The organism is Pseudoalteromonas sp. APC 3355 (genome assembly GCF_030407615.1).
Classification (GTDB): Bacteria; Pseudomonadota; Gammaproteobacteria; order Enterobacterales; family Alteromonadaceae; genus Pseudoalteromonas; species Pseudoalteromonas distincta.
On sequence record NZ_JASDDB010000010.1, the window covers coordinates 93,306 to 118,062 of the forward strand.

The window sequence follows — 24,757 nt, forward strand, 5'->3', positions numbered from 1 at the left end:
TTTTAATTAACATTAAAGAGCTGTATTCACTCAGAAAAAGCGTAAATAATAACCTGTTCGTATTTCTCTGCTGGCAATAAATTAGCCTTTGGAAAATTTTCACGATTTGGCGCATCTGGCCAATTTTGCGCTTCAAAACACAAAGCTTGCCGTGCTTTAAAAGGCGAACCAACAAAGTTTGCGGTATAAAGCTGCATGCCTGGCTGCGTACTTTTAAGGGTTAAACTAACGTTCGTGTGTGGCGAAGTTAATGTAGCCATCGTCTTTAAACTGCTGTCATCATTAAAAATATAGCAGTGATCAAAGCCATTTCCAGCTTCTAGCTGAGGATGAACAGCACTTAAGGCCTCACCAACTTGAGCTGGCTTAGTAAAGTCAAAGCAGGTACCGCAAACTAAAGCGGCTTCATTAAGTGGAATACTAGTTGTATCAATAGGAAGGTAACGATCGGTATTAATTTGAACAAGATGCTCATTAATTGACTCACTGCCATCAAGATTAAAATAGCAATGGTTAGTAAAGTTAACGAGCGTTTCTTTATTGGTTAGCGCTTTAAAGTGCAGAGTAAGCTCGCCGTTTTTAGCGCTAATAGTTTGCCAAACCTGCAACTCACCGGGGAAACCTTGTTCGCCGTCGGGCGAGCAATAATAAAGCTCAACTTCACTTTCAGTTTGTTTAGTTACTTGCCAAAGTACTTTATTAAAACCTTTAACACCGCCATGTAGGCTATTAGGACCGTTATTTGCCTCTAGTTGATACTGCGTACCAGATAAGTTAAAACGCCCCTTTGCAATACGATTAGCGTATCGACCTACTGTAGCGCCTAAGTAAAATGGGTTTTCAAGATAATATTGAGGATCATCGACGCTAAGCGTCATTTCTTGTTTTTTAAATTTAATGCTTTTTATTATTGCGCCAAACGGCAAAATTTCAGCTGCTAAATTCTTACCATCACTGAGCTGAATAACTTGTAAAGGCTGGTTACTGGCAATAGATGTCACACGCATACTCCAATCAAATTACCGAATTAACATTTCCTGTTATAACGGCGCAACAATATATAATATAAATAGTATATAATTGGAGCCTGCAACTCAATCTAAATACGTTAAAATTTCTCGACAAAAATTTACAGCTGCCATTATTTATTTACACGAGGCGAGTAGATTGAATATTTATCGTTTTTACCCCCAAAGCCTCTTAATTAACCATCAAATAAAAAGTTCAATGCAAGTGTAGACTTAAGCAACTCAATTAATTGACATATGTTAAGTTTTTATTAAACCTTTCTTTTATTTGGAAAATTATCAGTCCTAGTTTGTTTAGTTGATGTCTGCACCATTTAATCCAGCTTAATCGCTGCGTGTGCACTTTGTTTTTAGTATTTATAAACATTAACTGAGAGAAGAAAGGAATTATGATCCCATTTAAACTTAATAAACTGAGCATATTAGTTGGCGCTGTATCTGGCACATTTGTATTAGCAAGCAGCCCTATACATGCAGCTCAAAGTGATAAAGTTCAGCAAGAAATGGAAGCGATCACGGTAACAGGCTACCGCTCTAACCTAGCCCGTAGTAAAGAGCTCAAAAAAAATGCCATTGGCTCGCAAGACAGCATACTCGCTGAAGACATTGGCGAATTCCCTGATGCTAACTTAGCAGAGTCATTACAGCGAGTACCGGGTGTATCTATTTCGCGTGACTCAGGTGAAGGTCGTCAAATATCGCTACGTGGCTTGGGTCCTAATTTTACACGCACACGCTTAAATGGCATGGAAGCACTTTTTACAAGCGATTCAGGTATTGACCAACGTGGCGGTGCATCCCGCTCTCGAGATTTTGATTTCAGTATTTTTGCCTCAGAACTATTTAATCGCGTAGATGTGTATAAATCGTATGATGCATCATTAGATGAAGGGGGTATTGCCGGTACTGTTGACTTACATACTGCAAAACCTTTTGATAATTCTGAAGAAGGACTACAAGGTGCTGTAAGTGTAAAAGGTATTTATAATGATAGAACAGAGCATTCAGACCCTCGCTTTGCTGGTTTGTTATCGAATACTTGGGGGAATTTTGGTGCGCTCGTATCGGTTGCTTATTCTGAAGTAGATACGATTGAAGAAGGCTATCATGTGTGGTCTTGGAAGCAAGCGAGCTTTGGTGATGATAATGTTGCAGATTCAGTTGATGGCGATATCAAAAACCGTTTAGTCAACGCCACGGGTAATGACCGTGTGTTTGTATCTCGCGCTAATAACATTGCATCTTGGGCTAATACTCGAAAACGTACCGGTATTACCGCTGCATTTCAGTGGCAACCTTCTGATGCAATGTCTTTCGATTTGGATATTTTGTACGGAAAGCTATCTAACGATCGCATTGAAAATCAATTATCAACAGCGGGCACAAACGCATTTACTGGCGATGTGACAGCAAATCAATTACTCGTTGATGCAGCCATTGAAGGTGACGATTTAGTATACGCCTCATTTGAAGGTCTTGATTTACGTACTGAGTCAAAAGTAAGTTTTGGCGAAACTGATTTTCACCAAATATCACTCAGTGGTAATTTTGAACTAACCGATAAACTATACATGACAACCATGTTTGGTTTATCAAAATCTACTTTTGAGCAGCCTATAAACGATAAAGTTTTTAGTGAATCTGTCGATCATGCGTTTTCTGTTGATTGGCGCAATGCTAAATATGGTCAAAATACTTACGACTTTGATATTACCGACGTTGACCAGTGGGCATTAATGCGAACTGATGTCCGCGAAGATGAAATAAGCAATGAATACAACACGTATCAAGTTGATTTTAATTACGAACTTAATGATGTGCATTCATTTAAGTTTGGTCTTCAGTCTAAAAACTATCAATCAGATGGTTTTGAACGCAGAGACCGTGTTGATTGGGAAAATGACCCAAATTCACCTGAAGCTGTTTTTCAAATAACTAGTATTCCAATTTTATATGACTATGTTATTGCAGATAACCAAGCTACTTTTGAGCGTGTTGTTGCAACAGGTTTAATTTCTCGCGAGTTAGACGCCTCTCATAATCGCCCTGGTACTGTATATCAAATTGAAGAAGATACTATTGGGGTTTATGCACAGTATGTATGGAACACCGAAATAAGTAACTTCCCAATTAGAGGTAACTTAGGTTTACGTTGGTACGAAACTGAACAAACATCGAGCGGGGAAGTTAATACTGGAACCGGTTTTGAACAAATTGAATTTAGTAAAACCTATTCCGATTTACTACCAAGCTTAAATGTTGTTGCTGATATTTCTGATAATTGGTTAGTACGCCTTGGTGCTAATCGCAATATTTCTCGACCTAATTTAAATCAATTAAAGGCCGCAGGACAAGTGGGTGTTGCAGATCAATTTATTAGTGCTGGTAACCCTAACTTAGAGCGCTTTGTTGCTGATTCATTCGAAACATCATTTGAGTTTTATGGTGATTCGTCAAGCTTAGCTATTGCAGTGTTTCATAAAGATATGGAGTCATTTATTGTCCAGCAATCAGTGACTCTACCTTATGAGCAAACGGGTTACCCTCTAGAGTTTTTAGACTTTGACCCTCGCGTAAATGCGCAATCTGAGTTTACCGTTTCACAACCGATAAATGGTGATTCTACAGATGTCACTGGTTTAGAAGTTGCGTTTCAAATGGACTTTGATTTTTTACCAGAGCCATTTAATTACTTAGGAATGCTAGGTAATGTAACCATTGCTGATGGCGAAACTATTTTATTTAACGAAGGTGAACGCATAAGCGTTACTCCTCCTGGCTTATCTGAGCTGTCTCACAACTTTACCCTTTATTATGAAACGCCGCATTGGGGCATGCGTGTTTCGAGCTCTTATCGTGATGAATATATTACAGGGGAAGGCTCAGAGCAAAACATTGTTGCAGGATACGATGAAACAACGTTTGTTGATTTTAAATCGTTCATGAATATTACAGAGCAAGTAAAAATAACCTTTGAAGCAACAAATTTAACGGATGAAGCAATTCGCCAATTCCTTGATCACAGAACTCAATCTTACTCACAAAGTGGTCGTAATTTTGCGTTAGGTATGTCGTATAAATTTTAGCTCTCACCTCTAAACTGGCTGCTTTTGCAGCCAGTTACTTTAAGGAAAAAAGTTATGAAAAAATACACTATTTCATTTCTCATTAATTTATTATTGCTTTTAGTTTGCTGCCCATCAATTGCTGCAAATGACACATTTACTTTAGGTGTTATTGCCGATTGCCAATATGCAGAACAAGCCAATAAAGGTACTCGACACTATACATCTTGCCCTCAAAAATTGAGTACGGCAGTTGAGCAATTTAATGCGCAGCCTTTATCGGGTGTATTGCATTTAGGCGACTTTATCGACCGTGAATTTAAAAGTTTTACCCCGTTAAATACAATATCATCGTCGCTTAATACTCCCCTTTATCATGTATTAGGAAACCATGAATTCTCGGTAGATGATAAGTTTAAAATGCGCATAACTAACACTTTAAACATGCCATCTCGCTATTACAGTTTTGAAATAAACAACTGGCTCTTTATCGCATTAGATGGCAACGATGTGAGCACTTACGCATGGCCTAAAAATAGTAAAAAACATCAACAAAATATGACCTTGTTTAACTCTCAATATAAAGGGCACGAAGATTGGAATGGCGCAATTGGTATAAAACAACTTAAGTGGTTAGAAGAAAAACTAAAAGTAGCGCAAGTAAAAGAGCAACCTGTAGTACTGCTGAGTCATTTCCCTATTTTTCCTGAGAACAACCATAACCTATGGAACGCGCAAGAAGTGCTAACCCTTATTAGCCAGTATCCAGCCGTAAAAGCATGGTTTAATGGTCATAACCATGTAGGTAATTACGCAAAAAAAGACGGCATTCACTTTGTAACTTTTCATGCGATGCTTGATACCGATACAACTGCATTTAGCACTCTTGAATTTTCGCTAACCCAACTTAAAATTAATGGTCAAGGGAGGCAGCCTTCAATGGTTCTTCCCATTAAATAACCGCAATAAAACGAAGATAACCTATGGCTCTATATAATAACGCGTACAAGGAGAGAATTAGCGTGACTAGGGAACTTAGTCACGCATTTTTGGCACTTATGTAGCTATGCAATTGCTCAATAGCACTTTGCATTTGGCGGCTTATATCACCTAGGCTAAACCCTGTTGCCACTTTAATTTGTTGATATGTTTCACCATGAATACGACTACGTACAATAAGGTCTCGCTGCTTATCTGTAAGCGTATTCATCGCATCTGAAATATATTCAATTCGCAAATTCATGCTACATAGATCCTCAGGGCTACCTTGCGTACATAGTGGCTCATCAATATTATCGCGGGTATCGTCTAAAAAATGTTGAGTGTTTTTAAAGCGAGAACGATAATTTAAACCAATGTTAATAGCTGAACGAAGCAGATAAGCTTTCGGAAACTCTATTTTATCAATATGCTGATGCGATAACATATTACTAAATGCTTCTTGCACTAAATCTTCATGATCGCTAAGGCTTGCCCCAAAAAAATCACGGACTCTACGGTTTAGTTCACCGTTGTGCTCGGTATATAACTTTTCAAAAAATGATTCGATAATCATAAAATGACCTTAAAAACCTCTTAATTCAAAAGTAAAAACAACTGTGTTAGCAGTTGTATTTAAGAGGATTAATTTAGCATTCAATTATGCTAAGAATATGACAAACCAAGCGTTTGTCACTAAAAGGTCATTTATTAGCTAAGTTATAACTCAGCAGTAATGTGCTCGTTAAGCGCTGCTTTTTCGTCAATGCTAAGCGCTTGCTTTGATTTAGCAATAAAATCGTACCTCACCATCACAGCTTTGCCTATTGCGCAGCATTTATCGTGTTGCCATGCTTCTTGCCTAAGCGTAAAAGAGCTAGTTCCTATATGCTCTACAGAGGTTTTTACGGTCACTTCGTGGCCATAAAATAATTCGCCTACAAACGACACTTCAACTTTGGCGATAATCAATTTCCAATCATGTGGATTTAAGTCCGGTGTAAAAAACTTAAAAATAGGTCCACGTGCGACTTCAAACCATACAGGGAGTACGGTATTGTTAATGTGTCCGAGTGCATCTGTTTCGCTAAAGCGCGGCATCACTTTTTCAATAAACATAAAAATCCAATAATAATTATATAAAGGTAAACCATGACGGACTTTATACGCGTTATTGATAACGCATTAAGCGATGAGTTTTGCGATGAATTTATTTCCACATTCGCGCAAAGCCCGCATGTAAGACAAGGGGTAACATCGGGCGGTATCGACTTAAAGAAAAAAGACAGCCACGACCTGCACTTAAATAATCACCCCGAATATGCACAACAATTAAAACATATACAACAAACGACTGCACAGCATGTTTTTAAGTATGTTGAAGAGCATATTTTTATGATGATTGGGGCATTTGGCTTAAAGGTTTATCATCCAAAAACAGGTGAGGTAGTCGATTTAACCCAAGAGAATTTTGAAGAAGTGGGTAAACCGCAATTACCCGTTTTAGTTCAGCAAATTTTTAGACTCGGTAACATTCAAGCGCAAAAATACGAAGTAAACAAAGGTGGCTACCCTTACTGGCACAGTGAAGTTTATCCGCAGCTACAGCACAATGAAGCTTTGCATCGCGTGTTGTTATTTATGTTTTACTTAAACGATGTAGAGGAAGGTGGTGAAACAGAGTTTTATTATCAAAACCGTAAAATCGCCCCTAAAAAAGGCACTATGGTAATAGCACCTGGCTACTTTACACATACTCATAGAGGCAATAAGCCAGTATCAAACGATAAGTATATTTTAACCTCGTGGGTATTGTTTAACCGTGCAGAACAAATATATGGTGCGCCTAAGAGTTAGCGCACCAAAATCAGTATTATTTAACCGAGCAGTTCATCAAATAAATTAAACAACTGATCTAGCTCTTCAATGGTGTTGTAGTGCATACAACCAATGCGCACTACGCCGCCTTTATCAAGCACATCTAATTGCTTGCACAACCCTTGCGCGTAAAAATTACCATCCCACACGCAAATATGCTGCTTACCTAGAAATTCTGAAACGGCGCGTGGCTCAAGCCCTTCAAAAATTAAAGCAAAAGTAGGTGTACGCTCATTAAGGCGATCAAAATCATCAATACCAAATAACTTAATACGTGGATAATTAACTAAGCGCGTTAAAAAGTGTTCGCTAAGCGCCATTTCGTGCTGCTTAGTTTTAGCAAAAGCAACGCTTAACTTTTCGCGACGTGAGTGGCTATCGTCAAGTTCGCTAATCGCCGCAATGTAATCAACAGCTGCGATAAAACCAGCCATTGCTTCAAAGCTTTGCGTGCCGGTTTCCCAGCGACCTGGTGCTACGTCTTTAGCTGGCTCAACCTTGTAAGGCGTAAACCCGTCTAAATGTTCTTTTTTACCATAAACCATACCTAAATGCGGGCCAAAAAACTTATACGCAGAGCACGCTAAAAAGTCGCAATCAAGTGCTTGTACGTCAACAAGTTCATGCGGTGCATAGTGTACGGCATCAACATAAACAAGTGCACCTACAGCGTGAGCAAGCTCTACAATACGTTTGATATTGTTAATTGAACCTGTGGTATTTGACGCATACGTTACCGCTACAAGCTTAGTGTTGCTGTTTAATAAGCTTTCAAATTGCACCATATCTAAGCTGCAATCAGCTTCATTAATTAAAGCCGTATTAACTTTAACGCCTTTATCTTCTGCAGCTTGTTGCCACGACGATACATTTGAGAAATGATCGGCATTGGTTACAATTATTTCATCGCCAGCCTGCCAGTCGCGTGAAATTGCACGGCTAAAACTAAACGTAAGGCTGGTCATGTTTGGACCAAACACAATTTGTTGTGAGCTAGGTGCATTAAGTAAGTCAGCGGCGGCTTGGCGCGCATTCGCCATCAACTCAACCGTTTTATCACTTGAAAAAAACGCGCCACCTAAGTTCGAATTATAATGACCTAAATAAGCTGTCATCGCAGTAAGCACCGATGTTGGTACCTGCGAGCCACCTGGTCCGTCTAAAAATATTGGCGATTTACCATCAACGTTCTGCATTAATGCTGGAAACTGCTCACGTAATTGCGTTATGTTCATGCCTAACTTCCTTAAGACGTTAATACAAAACAATCCAGGTAACCTGGTTTGCTAGCATCAATTTTGTTCATAGGTGTTGCGTTATGCCACACTTGACGGTCGTTTATTAATGCAAACATGCCGTCTTTTATTTCCATTTTAAAACAAGGCTCAGCTTGCTTGTTTTCGTATACAAGCAGTTCGCCACCTTCTAAATTCTCGTGAGAAACACCGCATATACATACATGGTCAAAACCATCTTGATGCACGCCTTCTGGCGCTGCAGGTGTATCGCTATCGATGGCAAGCATACGGAACTGATGAATTTCAATATCACGCTGCTCATCAATACCGGTAAGTTGGCGAAACTCATTTACAATGCTTTTCATGCCCTCTGACTCAAGTAAACTTTGCTCTAAATTTTCGTAAGTACGCTCTACATTACCTTGAAAAGTATTAATTGAATCATCTTGAACAAATGCTTTGGCTTGCTGTAGCTTTATTTCACCATTTTGCATTTTTACTACTGAATAACGACGTTTACGAAAGGCACCATCTGCATAAAGGTTTGCAGGAAGGTTATCAAAAGAAGGTTTAACCAAATCAATATTTGCTTGGTTAACAAAACGTAGTTGCAATAAATTCTGGTTGTTTAATGCTGTCATAAAATCTCGCCTAAAATAATGAGAATATTGATAAGGATTTTAATGCATTTTGATAGGAATTTTTGCGCGATTAATTACTTTAAAAGTAATTTAAGACTAGAGTTAATACAATAATACAAAAAAAGAAGCATGAACTATCTAATATTTGTTTTAGCCAATAAAAAACCCGCCGAAGCGGGTTTTTAAACAAACTCTAAAAGTTATACAGCTTGTTGAATAATCACGTTGTCTGCTTTTTTAGTGTAAGCAGGCATACGGTGGAAGTTTAAGTAACGGTAAGTATCTGCAGCCGTTGCATTAATCTTCGCTGCGTATTCTTGGTACTCAGCTGGAGTAGGTAGTTTACCTAAAATAGCCGCTACTGCAGCAAGTTCTGCTGAAGCTAAGAATACGTTCGCGCCATTACCTAAACGGTTAGGGAAGTTACGTGTAGAGGTAGACACAACCGTTGCTTTGTCTGCAACGCGTGCTTGGTTACCCATACATAGTGAACAACCTGGAGTTTCGATACGTGCACCTACACGACCAAAGATACCGTAGTAACCTTCGTCTGTAAGCTGATCTTTATCCATCTTAGTTGGCGGGGCAACCCAAAGCTGAGTTGGGATACGACCTTTAAAGCCATCTAGTAACTTACCTGCTGCGCGGAAGTGACCGATGTTAGTCATACAAGAACCGATGAATACTTCGTCGATTTTCTCGCCAGTAACATCAGATAATAAACGTGCATCATCTGGGTCATTTGGAGCACAAAGGATTGGCTCTTTAATATCTGCTAAATCGATTTCAAGTACATGTTTGTACTCTGCATCAGCGTCAGCTTCCATTAGTTCTGGGTTAGCTAACCAATCTTGCATTGCAGTAATACGACGCTCAATAGTACGTACATCGCCGTAACCTTCAGAGATCATCCATTTAAGCATAACAATGTTTGATTCTAGGTATTCTGCGATAGACTCTTTAGAAAGTTTAACCGCACAACCTGCTGCAGAACGCTCTGCAGATGCATCTGATAGTTCGAACGCTTGCTCAACAGTTAGGTGTTCAACGCCTTCAATTTCTAGTACACGACCAGAGAATTCGTTAATTTTACCTTTTTTCTCAACTGTTAATAAACCTTCTTTAATACCGAAGTAAGGGATTGCATGTACAAGGTCACGTAAAGTGATACCTGGTTGCATTTCACCTTTAAAGCGAACCAAAATTGACTCAGGCATATCAAGAGGCATAACACCTGTAGCTGCTGCGAATGCTACTGCACCCGAACCTGCTGGGAATGAAATACCTAATGGGAAACGTGTATGTGAATCACCACCAGTACCTACAGTATCTGGTAATAACATACGGTTTAACCATGAGTGAATTACACCATCACCAGGGCGAAGTGACACACCGCCACGGTTCATGATGAAATCAGGAAGCGTATGGTGAGTGTTTACATCGATTGGTTTAGGGTAAGCCGACGTATGACAGAAAGACTGCATTGTTAAATCTGCAGAAAAACCTAAACATGCTAAGTCTTTAAGTTCGTCACGTGTCATAGGACCTGTTGTATCTTGCGAGCCAACAGTTGTCATTTTAGGTTCACAGTATTGGCCTGGGCGAATACCTGGAACGTTACACGCTTTACCAACCATTTTTTGCGCTAGTGTGAAGCCTTTTTCAGAAACTTCTGTCACTGTTGGTACTTTAAATACATCAGTTGGACCTAGGCCAAGTGATGTACGTGCTTTGTCAGTTAAACCACGACCAATGATAAGTGGTATACGACCACCAGCACGAACTTCATCTAAAATTACATCAGATTTAAGTTCAAAAGTTGAGATTACTTTGTCAGTACCGTGGCTCTTAACAACACCTTCGTACGGGTAAATATCGATTTGCTCACCCATGTTAAGCTCATCAACATTTAATTCGATTGGTAATGCACCTGAATCTTCCATTGTATTGAAGAAGATTGGAGCAATTTTATTACCTAGACATACACCGCCAACACGCTTGTTTGGTACGAATGGGATATCATCGCCCATGAACCAAAGTACAGAGTTAGTTGCAGACTTACGAGAAGAACCAGTACCAACAACATCACCTACATATGCAAGTGGTAAGCCTTTAGTTTTTAATTCTTCAAGCTGAGAGATTGGACCTACTTCGCCTGGCTTGTCTGGTGTAATTCCATCACGTTCAATTTTTAGCATTGCTAAAGCATGAAGTGGGATATCTGGACGAGACCATGCATCTGGTGCTGGTGATAAGTCATCAGTATTTGTCTCGCCAGTTACTTTAAATACAGTAACTGAGATCTTTTCAGCAACAGCTGGCTTATTAGTAAACCATTCTGCATTTGCCCAAGACTCAATAATTTGCTTAGCGAATGTATTACCCGCTTTTGCTTTTTCTTCAACATCGTAGAACGCATCAAACATAAGTAATGTATTTGAAAGGCCTTTAACTACGATTGGTGCAAGTGTTTCGTCATCAAGTAGGTCAATCATTGGCGCGATATTGTAACCGCCCAGCATTGTACCTAATAATTCTGCCGCTTTTTCTTTAGAAACAAGTGGAGAATTAGCTTCACCTTTAGCTACAGCTGCTAAAAATCCCGCTTTAATATAAGCAGCATCATCAACACCAGCTGGTATACGCTGAATGAACAAATCTAAAATGAATTCTTCTTCACCTGCAGGTGGGTTTTTTATTAATTCAATAAGATCAGCAGTTTGCTGAGCATCTAATGGCGCTGGTACGATACCTAACGCGGCACGTTCTTCTACGTGTTTACGATATTCTTGTAGCACAATATTGCCCTCTTGGTGACGTGAAAGTATCCGGTAGCGCTTTGGGCGCAAATAAGTTACCCAATACTTATAGTATTCTAACGCGTAATTATAAAGCTTTTATGGATAGATGAAAATCCATCCAGTTGCGCAACTGATTATACCGATTATAAATACTATGAATAGTGGTTGTGGTAAAAACTATTTTCATGAATACTTATTAAGTAAGAATCATTACCATTAACTAATATTAATTTATTACAGGCATAAAAAAACCCAGCACTTGGCTGGGTTTTTATTACAAACTATTTAATTAACGTAAAACTTTAACGTTTTTGATAGTTTTGATATGCGCTTCTACACGACGGTTTTCTGCGTTTGCAGCTTTAGTGTTTGCATCATTTTTAAGACGCTCTTCACCTAAACCAACTGTAGTAATACGGTCTTCAGCAATACCATCAGCAACAAGTTGCTTAGCTACAGCATCAGCACGTTTTTTAGATAACCATTTGTTGTAAGTTGCTTTACCTACAGCAGAAGTGTGACCTTCTAATAGTACTGTTGTATCTGGGTACTCTTTTAAGAATGCAGATACTTTTTCAATATCATTTAAGTATTGAGTAGATACTGCAGAAGCATTGTTAGGGAAAGTCACTAATAAGCTTACTGTTACTTCTTTATCTTCATATAAAGTACAACCAGTACCATCTACAGCATCAGTCATAGGTGTGTTAGCACACTTATCATCTGCATCAGGAATGTTATCGTTGTCGCTGTCTACAGGAGCTACAGCTACTTCAACTACTTTAGGCTCTGGAGCTGGTTTTACTGGCTCTACAGGAGCAGAGTTTTGGCCAAATAAGTAGTTAATACCAATTTTAGCGCCAACATCTGTGTAACCACGGTCAAGACCTTGATATACAGCTGTTTCAGCATTTACAAATAAACCATCTGTAATGAAATGTTGGTAACCAACACCTGCATTTAAGAATGTGTTGTCATCAACTACGTCAATTTCTTTAATACCGAAAAGACCATAGAAAGGACCGCCGTCTAAATGGTAAAGAGCATCAATACCGTAACGCTCGCCATCAATATTGTTACGGTTGCCAGCAACTTTATCAAAAGCATTAAAATCCATGTCTGCATATTCAAGACGTGCGCTCCAGTAATCACTGAAACGGTAACCAGCTTCAACACCCCAGCCAGTTGATTCGTTTACGTCAAGACCTGCTTGGTCACGCATGTTTTTCCAAGATGCGTCATAGTAGTCGCCAAATGCGCCAATGTAGAAACCTTCTTCTTTATCAGCAGCGAATGTAGATGCGCTAGTTGCAGCCAACGCGATTGCAATTGTAAGTGATTTTAATTTCATTGTTTTCTTCCCATTTGAACAATTTTAAATTGTAGCTAATCGATACTAGCTCAATCAGTTTTATATAGACTAACTGAGCCTTTGTTAATCAATACTTAACGAAAAATAAAGTTTATTACTTTTTTCTATGCCTTGTCGCAACACACATCCACTTACTATAGGCGAAATTAAAACTTTATTGAAAAATAAATATAGTAGGTTTTTGTAAATTAGTACTTAGCAAGGAATGTAAGAGCAATTAAATTGAATGCACTTATAAATGCAAAGAAATATTGCTTAGTTTTAATTGTGCGCATAATACCACCAGAATTAGCATTCCCCTAGGTATATGCGCATGTTTGATTAAAAAATGACTCTTTTTAATCATGTGGTTATATTTAAAGTTAAGTATTAAGTACCACAAAAAGTCTGGTAGTCATTATCATTCGTCGGTGGAGAGCAAAACTCTGATAACTCTTCACTGTTAGAATATGGATTCCCAGCTATTTTTATAAAGCGCTGTAGTAACTCGCTAGATCCTGTAGCGTTATATTGTGCAATTATTTCTTCGATCACATGATTACGCGGTATAACACGAGGATTTGCCGCTCTCATTACTTCATAACTATTATCGTCAGTTAAACTTACCCACCTAGCTCTCCATTCAATTAGCGACTCAGGTACGCTTTTTTCTCCTTTTAAGGATTCAGTAAGCGCATCAAAGGTATTGGTGTAATCGAGCTGATTATCTTTTAATAGCGTTAACAACTCTGCTATTAACTCGCCACTACTATCGCTAGATTCATTTAAACCCAGTTTTTGTGCCCACATAGCCGTAAACTCAGTATTAAACTGCTCAGCAAAACGATTAATAAATGGCGTCATTAATGAAACCGCTTGCTCGTCATCATCGCTAATAAGCGGTATTAAGCTCTCAGCTAAGCGTGCGCAGTTCCAGTTAGCTATATTAGGTTGATTACCGAATGCATAGCGGCCTTGTTTGTCTATAGAGCTAAATACGGTATCAAAATCAAAGCTATTCATCATGGCACACGGGCCGTAATCAATGGTCTCTCCGCTAACTAGCGTATTATCTGTATTCATTACTCCGTGAATAAAGCCAACACGCATCCAGCTCACAACTAGCTTAACTTGGTTTTTAATCACAGCGCCTAAAAATGCTAAATATCGCTGCGAACCTGTATCGGTTATTTCTGGGTAGTGACGCTCTATAGCTAAATCGGCTAAATTTTTAAGCCCTTCAACATCGCCTTGCGTCGCTAAATATTGAAACGAGCCAACACGAATATGGCTAGTTGCTACACGCGTAACGATAGCCCCAGCTTGTGGCGGATTACGATAAACCGTTTCACCACTACCAACAACCGCTAAGCAGCGTGTGGTTTTAACTCCCAGTGCATGCATTGCCTCGCTCATTACGTATTCACGAATAGCAGGGCCAAGTGCGCAACGTCCATCCCCACCTCTTGAGTAAGGAGTAGCACCAGAGCCTTTTAATTGAATATCCCATAACTGGTTTTCATCATCACTAATAGCGCCCAGTAAGTGCGCTCGTCCATCGCCTAAGCGTGGTGAAAAATGTCCAAATTGGTGCCCAGAGTAACCAAGTGCTACTGCAGGAATCGCCTGTTTTTCGTTACCGCTAAAAGTGCTGGCACGCAAATCAGCCGCAACGTTAATATTAAATTGTTTTGCTAAACTCTCGTTCCACAGCAATAACTGAGGAGAGGCGACACTTGCAGGAAAATCTTCTATCGCGAAGTTTTCCGCAACATCTGTGTATCTTGGCACTAATTTCATGGTAATTCCTATTGTTGCTGACTTATACCAACACGGTTGTCACCTACGCCATAAGCAACAATTAAGCTTAACTCTTGCATACTTAAGCCGCTTTGCTTTTGCATTTCGTTAAAAAAAGCTTGGGCTGCATTTAGTGACTTTTTAGTTTGTAAGCCGCCGTCTATAATTTTATGGGCACGCAAATAATTCTCTACATCGCGTGATAGTAAAAATGTATCTTTACCAAGTGCTCGCAACGCGTAAGGCCCTGTATTTCCGCCTAAACGCGAACCATGTTTTTTTAAATACGCCCACAAACCAATAATATCGTCTGTTGGCCAATTAGCGATAAACTGACTAAAACTGCCATGTTCCCCTGCTATTTCGTGGATCATGTAAGCATTTTCGGTAATTGTTTTTACTTTTTTATAGTTACGAACAATGCGCTCATCCGTTGCTTTTTGTTCCAGCATATCAGGTGGCATCATTAATAACTTATCAACGCTAAAATCCCAAAAAACCTCTCTAAAGCCCGGCCACTTATTATTTATGACTGACCAATAAAAGCCGCTTTGAAATACTTTTCGAGTAAATTCTTCAAGCCAATCGTCGTCACTTAACGTGCTTAGTTGTTTTTTAGATAGCGGTTTTGCAAGTAATAACTTAAGCATTTTTTCAGAGCCTTTTCGCTCTACCGCTCGCTTATAAATATCGCTAAATTTTTCCATACTAATTAAATACCTCACTACTTATATTGCTAGTGTACGAGAAAAGCACCTAATACGTAACCACCCCTCTTTTCGATGAATTAATCTGTATTTAGTCGCTTGACACCTAGACGGCTAAAATGCTTTAATCGCCGTAATTACCCTATTTAAATTGCACAGGTTTGTAAGTTTTACTCTACAAACAGGTGCAAAGGGCTAGAAGAGGTGCGTTATTCAGGTAGCGTATGTTAGGAGCGCAAACTCCAATAAGCATACGTGAGGGGAATTAACGCCGAGAAGTAACCACTTTTGCGAGGTGTTTATTTCGGGCGACTAGGTTGAACCCTAGCGACTGTCACCAATAGCTGCTTATAAAAAGCAGCTTGTTAGTTTGGTGGAGAGCTTCTGGTCTTAAATATTAAGGCCGTGCGCCCTATTATTTTAAGCCCATTCGCTCTTCGAATTATTAGTTCGAACGACGTTAATGCGGCTCCTTCCATAAAGCTTTTTAACTCTTCGAATAATACCAATTGCATTAAATTAGTTATCGCTAAAATGATCACGTTTTTAATAAAGTTGGTACAAATTATAAGTTCGTGAGAGATGATCAACAACTTCAATTTAAACGACTACTCACTGTGGACCGCGCTCGTTACGCCATTTGATCAACACGGCGATGTTGACTACAACACGTTAACTAAGCTGGTTAGCGATCAAGAAGCGGCACATAACGGTATTTTGCTACTTGGCAGTACGGGCGAAGGTTTAGCACTAACGCTAAAAGAGCAACAAGCCATTGTTGAACACGTATGCCAGCTAAAACCAACAGTACCACTCATGGTTGCTGTGGGCGGTAGTAACTTAAAGCAACAAATTGAGTGGGTTAACTACTGTAATACACTACCAATTCATAGCTTTTTACTTGGCTCACCGCTTTATGCAAAGCCTGGTGCTATAGGTCAAACTCATTGGTTTGAAAGCCTACTAAATGCAAGCGCTCACCCATGTATGCTTTATAACGTACCGGGTCGAAGCGCTGTTAGCATCCCAGCGGCAACAATTCAAAACTTACAAAACAATAAAAATTTATGGGCGTTAAAAGAAGCGAGCGGCAGTATTGCTCAGTTTGAAGCTTACCGCCAAGCGGCGCCTAATTTAGCTATTTTTAGTGGCGACGATGCGCTAATGCCTTATTTTGCTCAAGCTGGCGCAAAAGGTTTGGTGTCGGTAGCTGCAAACGCATGGCCTGAACAAACTCACGAGTTTGTTAAGCGCAGTTTAAGTGGTCAACACCCTAACTTATTTGCCCAGTGGTCAAGCGCTATTAATAGTCTATTTGCTGTCGCAAACCCTATTCCCGTAAAGGTACTGATGCATTTGCAAGGCCGCTTAAGCAGCCCGCAACTTCGTCCACCTTTAACACATCTTGAGTTAACTCAAACCGATTGCATTACAACTGCAAACAACACCATTTTATCTTGGCATTAAATACAGGTTTTTATAATGAGCTGGTTAGAACTATTAAATAATTTAGAATCGGGCGCAGTACGCGCAGCATCACAAAACGAAAGCGGCCAATGGCAAGCTAACGTAGAAGTAAAGCAAGGCATTTTAGAAGCCTTTAAAAATGGCACTAATACTGAGTTTGCAGGCGGCTTTGTTGATAAACATAACTTAGCTCCGCAAGAATTTAGTACTGATGATGGCGTTCGTATGGTACCAGGTGGCTCAAGTGTTCGCCGTGGTGCTTATGTTGCTAAAGGCACGATTATTATGCCACCAGCGTATGTAAACATTGGTGCATATATCGACGAAGGCACAATGGTAGATAGCCACGCATTAGTGGGTTCTTGTGCACAAGTAGGTAAAAACGTACATTTAAGTGCTGCAGTTCAGCTTGGTGGTGTACTTGAGCCAATCGGTGCAAGCCCAGTAGTTGTAGAAGACGACGCCTTTATTGGTGCAGGCTGTATTATTGTTGAAGGCGTAGTCATTAAAAAAGGCGCAGTACTTGCCCCTGGCGTGCGTTTATCAGCAACTATTCCAGTATACGACTGCGTAAACGAGCGCCAACTTGATAAAGGCGAGCCAATCCCAGAGTACGCGATTGTAATACCAGGCTCTCGCCCTGCGTCAAACGAATGGGCGCGCGAGCAAGGCCTAAGCATGTCGTGTGCGTTAATAGTTAAATACCGCGACGAGAAAAGCGATGCATCGTTATTGCTTGAAGAGGTTTTACGATAATGAGCTTTTTGAGCACGCCTATCAAAACCGCTGTAAATACTATTACACAACAACTTGATACACCTTTTTTTGTTTACGATTTAGATCAACTAAACACGCATCTTGCGCGTTTAGTTGCGCAAACCGATGTAAAACTATGGTACGCGGTAAAAGCAAACCCACTGTCTAAAATTATTCAAAGCTTAGACAGTGCTGGCTTTAATTTTGACGTAGCAAGTAAAGGTGAGCTTGAGCAAGTACTAGCACAAGGTATTAGCTCGCAGCGCGTGCTCAACACAGGGCCTGCAAAAAGCCCTAAACAAATTAAACACTTTATTGAGCGCGGCGTGCGTATATTCGTAGCCGAAAGCCTCAATCAAGTACGTTGGTTAAACCAACAAGCACAATTACAAAATACGCAGTTACAAGTATTACTGCGTGTACAATTACGTTGGCCTGAAGGTGAAAAAAACCCACTGGGCGGCGACAGCCTTACGCCATTTGGTTTGGGCTGTGATGAGTGGCAAGCACTCAATGTAGCTGACTACCCTGCGCTTAAATTTGACGGCCTGCATATTTTTCAGTGGGGCAACATGCTTAGCACGCAAAAACTAAGCGACTTGTGGTCACAAATGATTGCACCTCTTAGCCAACTTGCCAGCGATTTAAATATTAGCCTTAAGATTCTCGATTTAGGCGGCGGCTTAGGTATTCCTTATACACAAAACGAAGCAACACTTGATTGGGATGACTTAATTGCTGCGCTCGCTAAAATTAAAAATGATGCGGGTGTAGAAGAATTATGGATGGAACTTGGTCGCTATGCCGTTGGCGAATGCGGTCATTACGCAAACCCAGTAGTAGAGCGCAAACAAAACTACAATCAAGAACAAGTAATTTTAAGCGGCGGTATAAATCACTTATTACGCCCTGCTGTTACCAGCCAAGACTTTCCTGCTGCATTACTGCGTGAATCCAGTGCTAAAACTCAAGCGGTCACTTTATATGGCCCACTTTGTACAGCGCTTGATTGCTTGGGTGAACATAACTTACCAAGCGATTTAAATGAGCACGACTGGCTAGTGTTTAGCCAATGCGGTGCTTACGGCTTTACCGAAAGTATGCCGTATTTTTTATGCCATGAGCTAGCTGCTGAGTACACCTTGCAAAACGGTACACTTACCTGTGTTCGCCAAGCCGAAAATGCCAGCCATTATTTAAGGTAACAAGTATGAGTAATACAACACACATTAGCCAAGAGAACATTGTAGTAGGGGAAGTTGCAAACGGCTTACCGCTTACAATTCCTGTGTATCGTTTAAAAGGCGATGGCACAGGGCCAAGTGTTTACATTCAGGCCAATATGCATGGCGCTGAAGTGCAAGGTAACGCAGTTATTTTTCAGCTGCTTGAGCAATTAAAACACCTTAACCTTAGTGGCGATATTACCCTTGTACCTTATGCAAATCCGATTGGTTGTAATCAAAAATCTGGCGAGTTTACCCTTGGCAGGTTCGATCCGATTACGGGCACTAATTGGAATCGCATGTATCACTACAATAAAAATTTAGTGACACAGTTTGCACAAAATCATACTCAGTATGACGACGCTACATTAAAAAGTAACTTCAAAAAGGCACTTATTGACGAAGTAGACAGCAAACTTAACGGCCCTGCTTATTTACTCAATACGGGTAAACGCATTGCGCTTAACTTACAAAAGCTCGCTCATCAGGCTGATATAGTACTCGATTTACACACAGGCCCTATTTCAAGCAAGCATCTGTACTGCCCAAGCTATGCAACCGACAGCGCACGTTACTTTAATATTGAACATGTATTGCTTATTCCTAGTGATTTTGACGGCGCTATGGATGAAGCTAACTTTTGCCCATGGTGGCATTTAAGTGATGCACTTAGCGGACAAGGTCGCGAATTATCAATACCTGTAGAAGCATTTACTGTAGAGCTAGGCAGCCAAGAAAAAATAGACTTAAAAGAAGCATTAAACGATGCAAACAGCATTTTAAGTTACTTAAATCACAAAGGCGTATTACAAAACGCACCGCATACGCCAGCTAATATCACTCGTTATGCATGTAACTTAGATGACTACTTTGCCTATTATGCCCCTATTGGCGGCATGGTTGAATACTTAGCTCCACTTGGCGGGCACATTAAAGCTGGTGAGCCTATTGCCAATATTTTACGCATGGAGCGCTACTTAAGTGAGCAACCATTGCAAACACTTACTCTTGATTGCGATGCAATTGCTATTTTGCACTTTGCCTCAGCGAGTGTTAATCAAGGTACCGAGCTTTATAAGTTTTTTACTAACATATTTGAGCTTTAGCTCACCCTTCTCATTGCGTGAGAGTAATACCAATTGCATTAAATTAGTGATCTATTATAGCGATAAGGAAATAGCTTAATAACAAGGCTAAAATTATGGTACATAGTTGTTCTATATAAATAATTTTTAACGTAGTTAGTGAGTTATTTAATACGCTAGAATGATCATGTTTTTAATAAAATTGGTATAAATTAACTAAAATAGTTAATTTGCATTAGAAAAGCGGCTTAGGCCGCTTTTCTTTTGATCTATCTTTACTTTGTATACGTATAGACCTTGTTATAAATGCAAATTCAGTAAAAGTTCACCGTTACATATGTAAAAAGACGTTATAATTAAATTAACGTATACAACAACCCAAACTCACAAGGAATTACAATGAGCTGGCGCCACTGGATAACTCTTTCTGCTTTAATTAGTACCGCTACCTTCGCACAAGAAGAAGTTGCTACAAACGAGCAAGATAACGACATCGAGCTTGTAAAACAGTGTATTTTAAATGAGGTAATTGGCGGAGATGGTAAACAGACATTAGACGATCTTCGTAAAAAGTGTTCAGCTCTTGAAGAAAATAAACAACTTACCGCGCTTGATAAACGCCAAGCCCGTGAAGAAGTAGGTAAAAAAAATAGAAATGTAATTACGCCACATAAGCGTAACTATATTTTACCGCTTTCGTACGTATCACACCCAAACGATCGCCCTTTTGATGGTTTTGATGCACTAACAGATGATAACGACGGCGAACCGCTCGACAACCTAGAAGCAAAATATCAGCTATCGATAAAAGTGCCACTTTACGATGATTTTTCGGATAAAGACCAAGCCATATTTTTTGGCTTTACACTGCAATCATATTGGCAAATTTATAACTCAGAAATTTCTTCTCCATTTCGTGAAACAAACTACGAACCAGAGATATTTTGGATAAATTACCTCGACCCAGAAAACGTATTATGGGGCGACGAAATGGCAATCGCATTAGGTATTTCGCATCAATCAAATGGTCGAAGCCAACCAAACTCACGTTCGTGGAACCGTATTTATGCAGACTTTATCTGGGAAAACAGAGGCTTTGTTTTTAGCTTTAAACCTTGGTACCGAATAGCTGAGGACGAAAAAGAAGATATTTTAGAAGCCAATGGCGACGACAACCCAGACATATACAAATACATGGGTTACTTTGAATTTAGCGGCGCGTATCGTTTTCATGACCATGAATTTAGCTTTATGACGCGTAACAATTTAAATTCAGATAATCGTGGTGCAATTCAACTCGACTGGTCGTTTCCTTTATGGGGTCGCGTTCGTGGTTATGCACAATACTTTAACGGTTATGGCGAAAGCTTAATTGATTACAATGCGGATGTAGAACGTATTGGTGTCGGTATATTATTAACCGATCTGCTGTGATACTTCCCTAAGTTTTACGCACAAAAAAGCCAAGCATTGCTTGGCTTTTTTGTGTTTAGAGCAGCTAAACAGTTATTTTTTTACTACAAACTGCCCTTCAAATTCTGCAACCACGTTATCACCATCGTAAATAGTTACAGGCACTACGTAACTTGCTTTACCATCGGTTTCTAAATCGCTTAACTTGCCCTTACAGGTTTGTATATCGACACAACCACGTGGGTCGGTAGTAAGCGGTTTTAAGTACTTAATGTTAGCATCGGCTAATACAATATTACCTTCAAGCCCAGCTTCTTTAAGTGCTAAGTACGTAGCGCCCCAACCTGTTAGCGTGGCCAAGCTATAAATAGAACCTGCAAACATAGTGTTATGTAGGTTTAAGTTAGCGTCTAGGTCGGCGCTGGTTGTAAATTGCCAATCGGTATAACTTTCTACCTTAATACCCATCGCGTCACTAATTGGAATAGACTCACGCCACGTATTTTGTAGTACTTGCGTCCAATTAGGGTGACGAAACCAACCTGGCTCAGACGGTTTTTGCTTTACCATTTTAAAGTGTTGAACATCGCCATACGCTAAGTGCGCTTTTTCTTTTAATTCGTAACCGTGGCGTTTATAAAACTCAAGCGCTCGTTCGCGTGCAAACAATACAAGCTCGCCTGCGTTTTGAACCCATGCAATTTTTTCAAGCTCGTGCAGTAAGCGACTACCAATATGCTGGTTACGATTACCCTCTGCAACCGCCATATAGCGCACTTGTGCTTGCTCATGATTGTTAAAGTGCAAACGTGCTACACCTAGCACTTCGCCTTCTTTATTTTTTATAAAGCGGTGCTCAGAGTCTTGTTCCATATCGTCTTGTTCAGAGCCACGTGGCTCGCCCCAAGGCGCGCGTAATACCTGCCAACGCAATTGGTAATACGCTTGCCAATCTTCGCTACTTTGTGGGGTGCTTACCTGAAACATACATACTCCTGTTGTTATATAAGCCGTAAATAAAAGTCAAAAAAGGCTACGGCGCTATACTAATAGTATTGATTATCTACCAAACTAAAAAGCTTAAATAATTAAGTCCGTTGGTATTATTTATGGCAAATACCATACTCCATCTTAAAAAAACTGCAAATACGACTTTGGTGATGGCTGTAAAATAACGTAAAAAATAATGGCAAAGTCCATTGCGCTTTAACGTTGCTAGTTTATGCTGAGAATATGACTGAAAAAATCAATTATATAAATTCACTGACGGGTTTGCTGGGCGATCAATTTATTGAAAATAGCCACAGCGTTGGTCAGTTAATCTATTGGCATAAATACAGTGGCGATCACATTCAAGTACGTGAGCACGAGCAGTTACGCTGGTTACTGATTAACGACACTCTTCAGTCTGTTATTGATTTAAATAACCCGGATTTATTACTTTTTCCACACTTATTATGCCTAGGTAAGCATTGGCAGGCTCTTAAGCCGCCACAAAAAGTGTTAGAACTCGGCCTCGGCGGCGGAGCAATTCGTAATTATTTACAACACAAATACCCTAAAGCACAAATAACATCGGTTGAAAAAAACGCCGATATTATTGATTGCTATACCCAATTTTTTTCGTCAAATAAAAATGAGCAACTGCTTTGCGCCGATGCGCAACAGATTTTAAAAAGTGCGCAAAATATTGATTGGATTATTTTAGATTTGTTTAGCCAGATAGATGCACCTCGATTTTTATTTGAAGAGGCATTTTATAAAAAAATTTACTCGGCTTTAAATAACAATGGTGTGCTATTTATTAACTTTTTATCGCAGCATGAGTCGCAATTAAAACAACTTCAACAGCTATTACTCGATGTATTTGGTTGTAACATTAGCCCGCAAAAAATTACGGGCTATGTAAATCATATTGTCGTGGTTACTAAAAAAGTTTAAACAGATAAGTTAAACGTAACGGGCCCATCGTTACACAAGCTTACTTGCATATCGGCACCAAACTCACCTGTGGCTATTGTAAGCCCCAACTCTTTAGCTTGAGCTACAAAGTATTCGTAAAGCTCGTTAGCTTGGCTTGGCGTTGCCGCAGATGAAAAACTAGGGCGCATACCCTTTTTAGTATCAGCCGCTAGCGTAAATTGCGAAACCACCAGTAACTCACCTTTGATATCTTTAAGGCTTAAGTTCATTTTGTCGTTTTCGTCAGTAAAAATACGATAATTACTTACCTTGTGTAAAAGCTTATCGGCCGTTTGCGTATCGTCGTGCTTTTCAACGCCCAGCAACAACAATATACCTTGGCTAATTTCACCTACTACTTGGTTGTTAATTTCTACTTTGGCATGCTTTACGCGTTGTATTAAACCTTGCATTTAAACTGTGTCCTTTACTGCTGGTTCATCATCTTCTAGTTCAAGTTCTGGTGTTTCTGGAATATCATTTGGGCTAATACACGCAGTAAATTCAGCACCAAGCAAAACAACCACCCACGACAAATACACCCATACAAACAAAATAGGAATGGTTGCTACTGCGCCGTAAATAACTTCGTACGAAGGAAAATGGCTAATATAAAGTGCAAACCCTTTTTTAGTCAGCTCAAATAAAAGTGCCGCAAAAAAAGCGCCAGGTATTGCCGCTCTGAACGATACACGCGTATTAGGCACTAAGGTGTAGAGCATAATAAAGCCCACCATCGAAATTCCATACGGCAATAACTTTAACAAAAACCCGCTAAACCCAGGAATACCCTGATCAGCAAACGATACCAAAGATACAATATAAGAGGTAACACCAATACTCGCTCCGAGTAATACAGGCCCTAAGCTCAAAACCATCCAGTACACAGCAAATGAGATCATCATTGGGCGTTTTTTCTTAATTCGCCAAATTCGATTTAGTGTGGCATCTACATTACGTATTAACAGCAAGGCTATTGCAGCTAAAAAGCCAATACCTACCGCCGTCATTTGATTAGCGTTACCGGCAAAGGAGCTAATGTGCTCTCTAATAACATCGGTAGAGGTAGGGACAAAGTTGGTAAACAAAAAGCTCTCAATTTCCATGCGAGTAGATTCAAAGCCCGGAAAAGCTGAAAATATAGCAACACCCACCGCAATTAATGGCACTAAAGAAAGAAGGGTTACGTAAGCAAGGTAACCTGCATTAACCGTTATCTGATCGTCTATACAACGATTAAAATACTGCATCCACCAACCAGGCTGCTGGCGTATAAAGGACTTAACTTGCTGTTTGTAATGTGAGAGCTTATCATTCATACAATTGACTTGTGCTTATATAGTTTTGATTATAATAACAAT

General features: G+C 39.7%; 21 protein-coding genes and 1 riboswitch. Of the genes, 9 read left to right on the forward strand and 12 right to left on the reverse strand.

Features of this window, described 5'->3' with window-relative positions; genetic code table 11:
* Positions 1-26 precede the first annotated feature (26 nt).
* Positions 27-1,001 carry an aldose epimerase family protein gene (locus QMA08_RS14115; protein ID WP_290174807.1) on the reverse strand — a complete coding sequence of 325 codons (975 nt, stop codon included), beginning with the start codon at positions 999-1,001 and terminating at the stop codon, positions 27-29.
* Between the two features lie 416 nt (positions 1,002-1,417).
* On the opposite strand from QMA08_RS14115, the gene QMA08_RS14120 reads away from it, so the two are divergent.
* Positions 1,418-4,114 carry a TonB-dependent receptor gene (locus QMA08_RS14120; protein WP_290174766.1) on the forward strand — a complete coding sequence of 899 codons (2,697 nt, stop codon included), beginning with the start codon at positions 1,418-1,420 and terminating at the stop codon, positions 4,112-4,114.
* 54 nt (positions 4,115-4,168) lie between these two features.
* A complete protein-coding gene (locus tag QMA08_RS14125) occupies positions 4,169-5,053 on the forward strand; it encodes a metallophosphoesterase (protein ID WP_290174767.1) in 885 nt (294 codons plus the stop codon).
* A gap of 79 nt (positions 5,054-5,132) precedes the next feature.
* On the opposite strand, the gene QMA08_RS14130 is transcribed toward QMA08_RS14125, so the two are convergent.
* Positions 5,133-5,648, reverse strand: coding sequence for a sigma-70 family RNA polymerase sigma factor (locus QMA08_RS14130; protein ID WP_039488612.1), 516 nt, complete (start codon positions 5,646-5,648; stop codon positions 5,133-5,135).
* A 143-nt stretch (positions 5,649-5,791) separates the two neighbouring features.
* Positions 5,792-6,190 carry an acyl-CoA thioesterase gene (locus QMA08_RS14135; protein ID WP_039488613.1) on the reverse strand — a complete coding sequence of 133 codons (399 nt, stop codon included), beginning with the start codon at positions 6,188-6,190 and terminating at the stop codon, positions 5,792-5,794.
* Positions 6,191-6,223: 33 nt separating this feature from the next.
* Between QMA08_RS14135 and QMA08_RS14140 the strand changes: the two genes are divergently transcribed.
* Positions 6,224-6,928, forward strand: a complete 705-nt coding sequence (locus tag QMA08_RS14140) for a 2OG-Fe(II) oxygenase (RefSeq protein ID WP_290174768.1) — start codon at positions 6,224-6,226, stop codon at positions 6,926-6,928.
* Between the two features lie 20 nt (positions 6,929-6,948).
* Here QMA08_RS14140 and QMA08_RS14145 read toward each other — a convergent pair whose 3' ends face one another.
* From QMA08_RS14145 to QMA08_RS14170, 6 genes are all read right to left on the reverse strand, one after another.
* Positions 6,949-8,184, reverse strand: coding sequence for a cysteine desulfurase-like protein (locus QMA08_RS14145; protein ID WP_024606516.1), 1,236 nt, complete (start codon positions 8,182-8,184; stop codon positions 6,949-6,951).
* Positions 8,185-8,195: 11 nt separating this feature from the next.
* Positions 8,196-8,828, reverse strand: a complete 633-nt coding sequence (locus tag QMA08_RS14150; RefSeq protein WP_002958808.1) for a 2OG-Fe dioxygenase family protein — start codon at positions 8,826-8,828, stop codon at positions 8,196-8,198.
* Positions 8,829-9,028: 200 nt separating this feature from the next.
* A complete protein-coding gene (acnB, locus tag QMA08_RS14155; RefSeq protein WP_039488618.1) occupies positions 9,029-11,626 on the reverse strand; it encodes a bifunctional aconitate hydratase 2/2-methylisocitrate dehydratase in 2,598 nt (865 codons plus the stop codon).
* 292 nt (positions 11,627-11,918) lie between these two features.
* Positions 11,919-12,980, reverse strand: a complete 1,062-nt coding sequence (locus QMA08_RS14160) for an OmpA family protein (protein WP_154903746.1) — start codon at positions 12,978-12,980, stop codon at positions 11,919-11,921.
* A 390-nt stretch (positions 12,981-13,370) separates the two neighbouring features.
* The gene (locus QMA08_RS14165) at positions 13,371-14,780 is read right to left on the reverse strand and encodes a protein adenylyltransferase SelO family protein (protein ID WP_290174769.1); all 1,410 of its coding nucleotides are present in this window, start codon (positions 14,778-14,780) and stop codon (positions 13,371-13,373) included.
* An 8-nt stretch (positions 14,781-14,788) separates the two neighbouring features.
* On the reverse strand, positions 14,789-15,487 hold the full coding sequence (locus QMA08_RS14170; RefSeq protein WP_007376225.1) for a DNA-3-methyladenine glycosylase I: 699 nt from the start codon (positions 15,485-15,487) through the stop codon (positions 14,789-14,791).
* A gap of 191 nt (positions 15,488-15,678) precedes the next feature.
* Positions 15,679-15,879: riboswitch (Lysine riboswitch) on the forward strand.
* Positions 15,880-16,069: 190 nt separating this feature from the next.
* Here QMA08_RS14170 and dapA point away from each other — a divergent pair.
* The 5 genes from dapA to QMA08_RS14195 all read left to right on the forward strand — a co-directional run bounded on the left by dapA (position 16,070) and on the right by QMA08_RS14195 (position 21,455).
* A complete protein-coding gene (gene dapA, locus QMA08_RS14175; RefSeq protein WP_002958800.1) occupies positions 16,070-16,954 on the forward strand; it encodes a 4-hydroxy-tetrahydrodipicolinate synthase in 885 nt (294 codons plus the stop codon).
* A gap of 15 nt (positions 16,955-16,969) precedes the next feature.
* Positions 16,970-17,710, forward strand: a complete 741-nt coding sequence (locus tag QMA08_RS14180; protein WP_002958799.1) for a 2,3,4,5-tetrahydropyridine-2,6-dicarboxylate N-succinyltransferase — start codon at positions 16,970-16,972, stop codon at positions 17,708-17,710.
* Positions 17,710-18,915, forward strand: coding sequence for a PLP-dependent decarboxylase (locus QMA08_RS14185; protein WP_002958798.1), 1,206 nt, complete (start codon positions 17,710-17,712; stop codon positions 18,913-18,915). Before QMA08_RS14180 ends, QMA08_RS14185 begins: the two co-directional genes overlap by 1 nt.
* A gap of 5 nt (positions 18,916-18,920) precedes the next feature.
* Complete coding sequence (locus QMA08_RS14190) at positions 18,921-20,042, forward strand: succinylglutamate desuccinylase/aspartoacylase family protein (protein ID WP_149601967.1); 1,122 nt, start codon at positions 18,921-18,923, stop codon at positions 20,040-20,042.
* A 378-nt stretch (positions 20,043-20,420) separates the two neighbouring features.
* The gene (locus tag QMA08_RS14195) at positions 20,421-21,455 is read left to right on the forward strand and encodes a phospholipase A (RefSeq protein ID WP_002958796.1); all 1,035 of its coding nucleotides are present in this window, start codon (positions 20,421-20,423) and stop codon (positions 21,453-21,455) included.
* A gap of 72 nt (positions 21,456-21,527) precedes the next feature.
* Here QMA08_RS14195 and QMA08_RS14200 read toward each other — a convergent pair whose 3' ends face one another.
* Positions 21,528-22,421 (reverse strand): bifunctional GNAT family N-acetyltransferase/hotdog fold thioesterase, encoded by an 894-nt coding sequence (locus QMA08_RS14200; protein ID WP_002961136.1) that lies wholly within the window; start codon positions 22,419-22,421, stop codon positions 21,528-21,530.
* A gap of 246 nt (positions 22,422-22,667) precedes the next feature.
* Here QMA08_RS14200 and QMA08_RS14205 point away from each other — a divergent pair, with 246 nt between their 5' ends.
* Complete coding sequence (locus QMA08_RS14205; RefSeq protein ID WP_039488629.1) at positions 22,668-23,375, forward strand: methyltransferase; 708 nt, start codon at positions 22,668-22,670, stop codon at positions 23,373-23,375.
* Here QMA08_RS14205 and dtd read toward each other — a convergent pair.
* Both dtd and QMA08_RS14215 read right to left on the reverse strand, forming a co-directional pair.
* On the reverse strand, positions 23,372-23,809 hold the full coding sequence (gene dtd, locus QMA08_RS14210; RefSeq protein WP_024597209.1) for a D-aminoacyl-tRNA deacylase: 438 nt from the start codon (positions 23,807-23,809) through the stop codon (positions 23,372-23,374). The two genes, QMA08_RS14205 and dtd, sit on opposite strands and share 4 nt — an antisense overlap.
* The gene (locus QMA08_RS14215) at positions 23,810-24,715 is read right to left on the reverse strand and encodes a virulence factor BrkB family protein (protein WP_002961130.1); all 906 of its coding nucleotides are present in this window, start codon (positions 24,713-24,715) and stop codon (positions 23,810-23,812) included. It abuts the gene before it with no gap.
* Between the last annotated feature and the right edge of the window lie 42 nt (positions 24,716-24,757).

Bases quoted from the DNA above. Each gene is read 5' to 3' on its own strand.
- QMA08_RS14120 (WP_290174766.1), top strand. From the start codon at position 1,418: ATGATCCCATTTAAACTTAATAAACTGAGCATATTAGTTGGCGCTGTA.
- QMA08_RS14125 (WP_290174767.1), top strand. From the start codon at position 4,169: ATGAAAAAATACACTATTTCATTTCTCATTAATTTATTATTGCTTTTA.
- QMA08_RS14130 (WP_039488612.1), bottom strand. From the start codon at position 5,648: ATGATTATCGAATCATTTTTTGAAAAGTTATATACCGAGCACAACGGT.
- QMA08_RS14135 (WP_039488613.1), bottom strand. From the start codon at position 6,190: ATGTTTATTGAAAAAGTGATGCCGCGCTTTAGCGAAACAGATGCACTC.
- QMA08_RS14140 (WP_290174768.1), top strand. From the start codon at position 6,224: ATGACGGACTTTATACGCGTTATTGATAACGCATTAAGCGATGAGTTT.
- QMA08_RS14145 (WP_024606516.1), bottom strand. From the start codon at position 8,184: ATGAACATAACGCAATTACGTGAGCAGTTTCCAGCATTAATGCAGAAC.
- QMA08_RS14150 (WP_002958808.1), bottom strand. From the start codon at position 8,828: ATGACAGCATTAAACAACCAGAATTTATTGCAACTACGTTTTGTTAAC.
- QMA08_RS14160 (WP_154903746.1), bottom strand. From the start codon at position 12,980: ATGAAATTAAAATCACTTACAATTGCAATCGCGTTGGCTGCAACTAGC.
- QMA08_RS14165 (WP_290174769.1), bottom strand. From the start codon at position 14,780: ATGAAATTAGTGCCAAGATACACAGATGTTGCGGAAAACTTCGCGATA.
- QMA08_RS14170 (WP_007376225.1), bottom strand. From the start codon at position 15,487: ATGGAAAAATTTAGCGATATTTATAAGCGAGCGGTAGAGCGAAAAGGC.
- dapA (WP_002958800.1), top strand. From the start codon at position 16,070: ATGATCAACAACTTCAATTTAAACGACTACTCACTGTGGACCGCGCTC.
- QMA08_RS14180 (WP_002958799.1), top strand. From the start codon at position 16,970: ATGAGCTGGTTAGAACTATTAAATAATTTAGAATCGGGCGCAGTACGC.
- QMA08_RS14185 (WP_002958798.1), top strand. From the start codon at position 17,710: ATGAGCTTTTTGAGCACGCCTATCAAAACCGCTGTAAATACTATTACA.
- QMA08_RS14190 (WP_149601967.1), top strand. From the start codon at position 18,921: ATGAGTAATACAACACACATTAGCCAAGAGAACATTGTAGTAGGGGAA.
- QMA08_RS14195 (WP_002958796.1), top strand. From the start codon at position 20,421: ATGAGCTGGCGCCACTGGATAACTCTTTCTGCTTTAATTAGTACCGCT.
- QMA08_RS14200 (WP_002961136.1), bottom strand. From the start codon at position 22,421: ATGTTTCAGGTAAGCACCCCACAAAGTAGCGAAGATTGGCAAGCGTAT.
- QMA08_RS14205 (WP_039488629.1), top strand. From the start codon at position 22,668: ATGACTGAAAAAATCAATTATATAAATTCACTGACGGGTTTGCTGGGC.
- dtd (WP_024597209.1), bottom strand. From the start codon at position 23,809: ATGCAAGGTTTAATACAACGCGTAAAGCATGCCAAAGTAGAAATTAAC.
- QMA08_RS14215 (WP_002961130.1), bottom strand. From the start codon at position 24,715: ATGAATGATAAGCTCTCACATTACAAACAGCAAGTTAAGTCCTTTATA.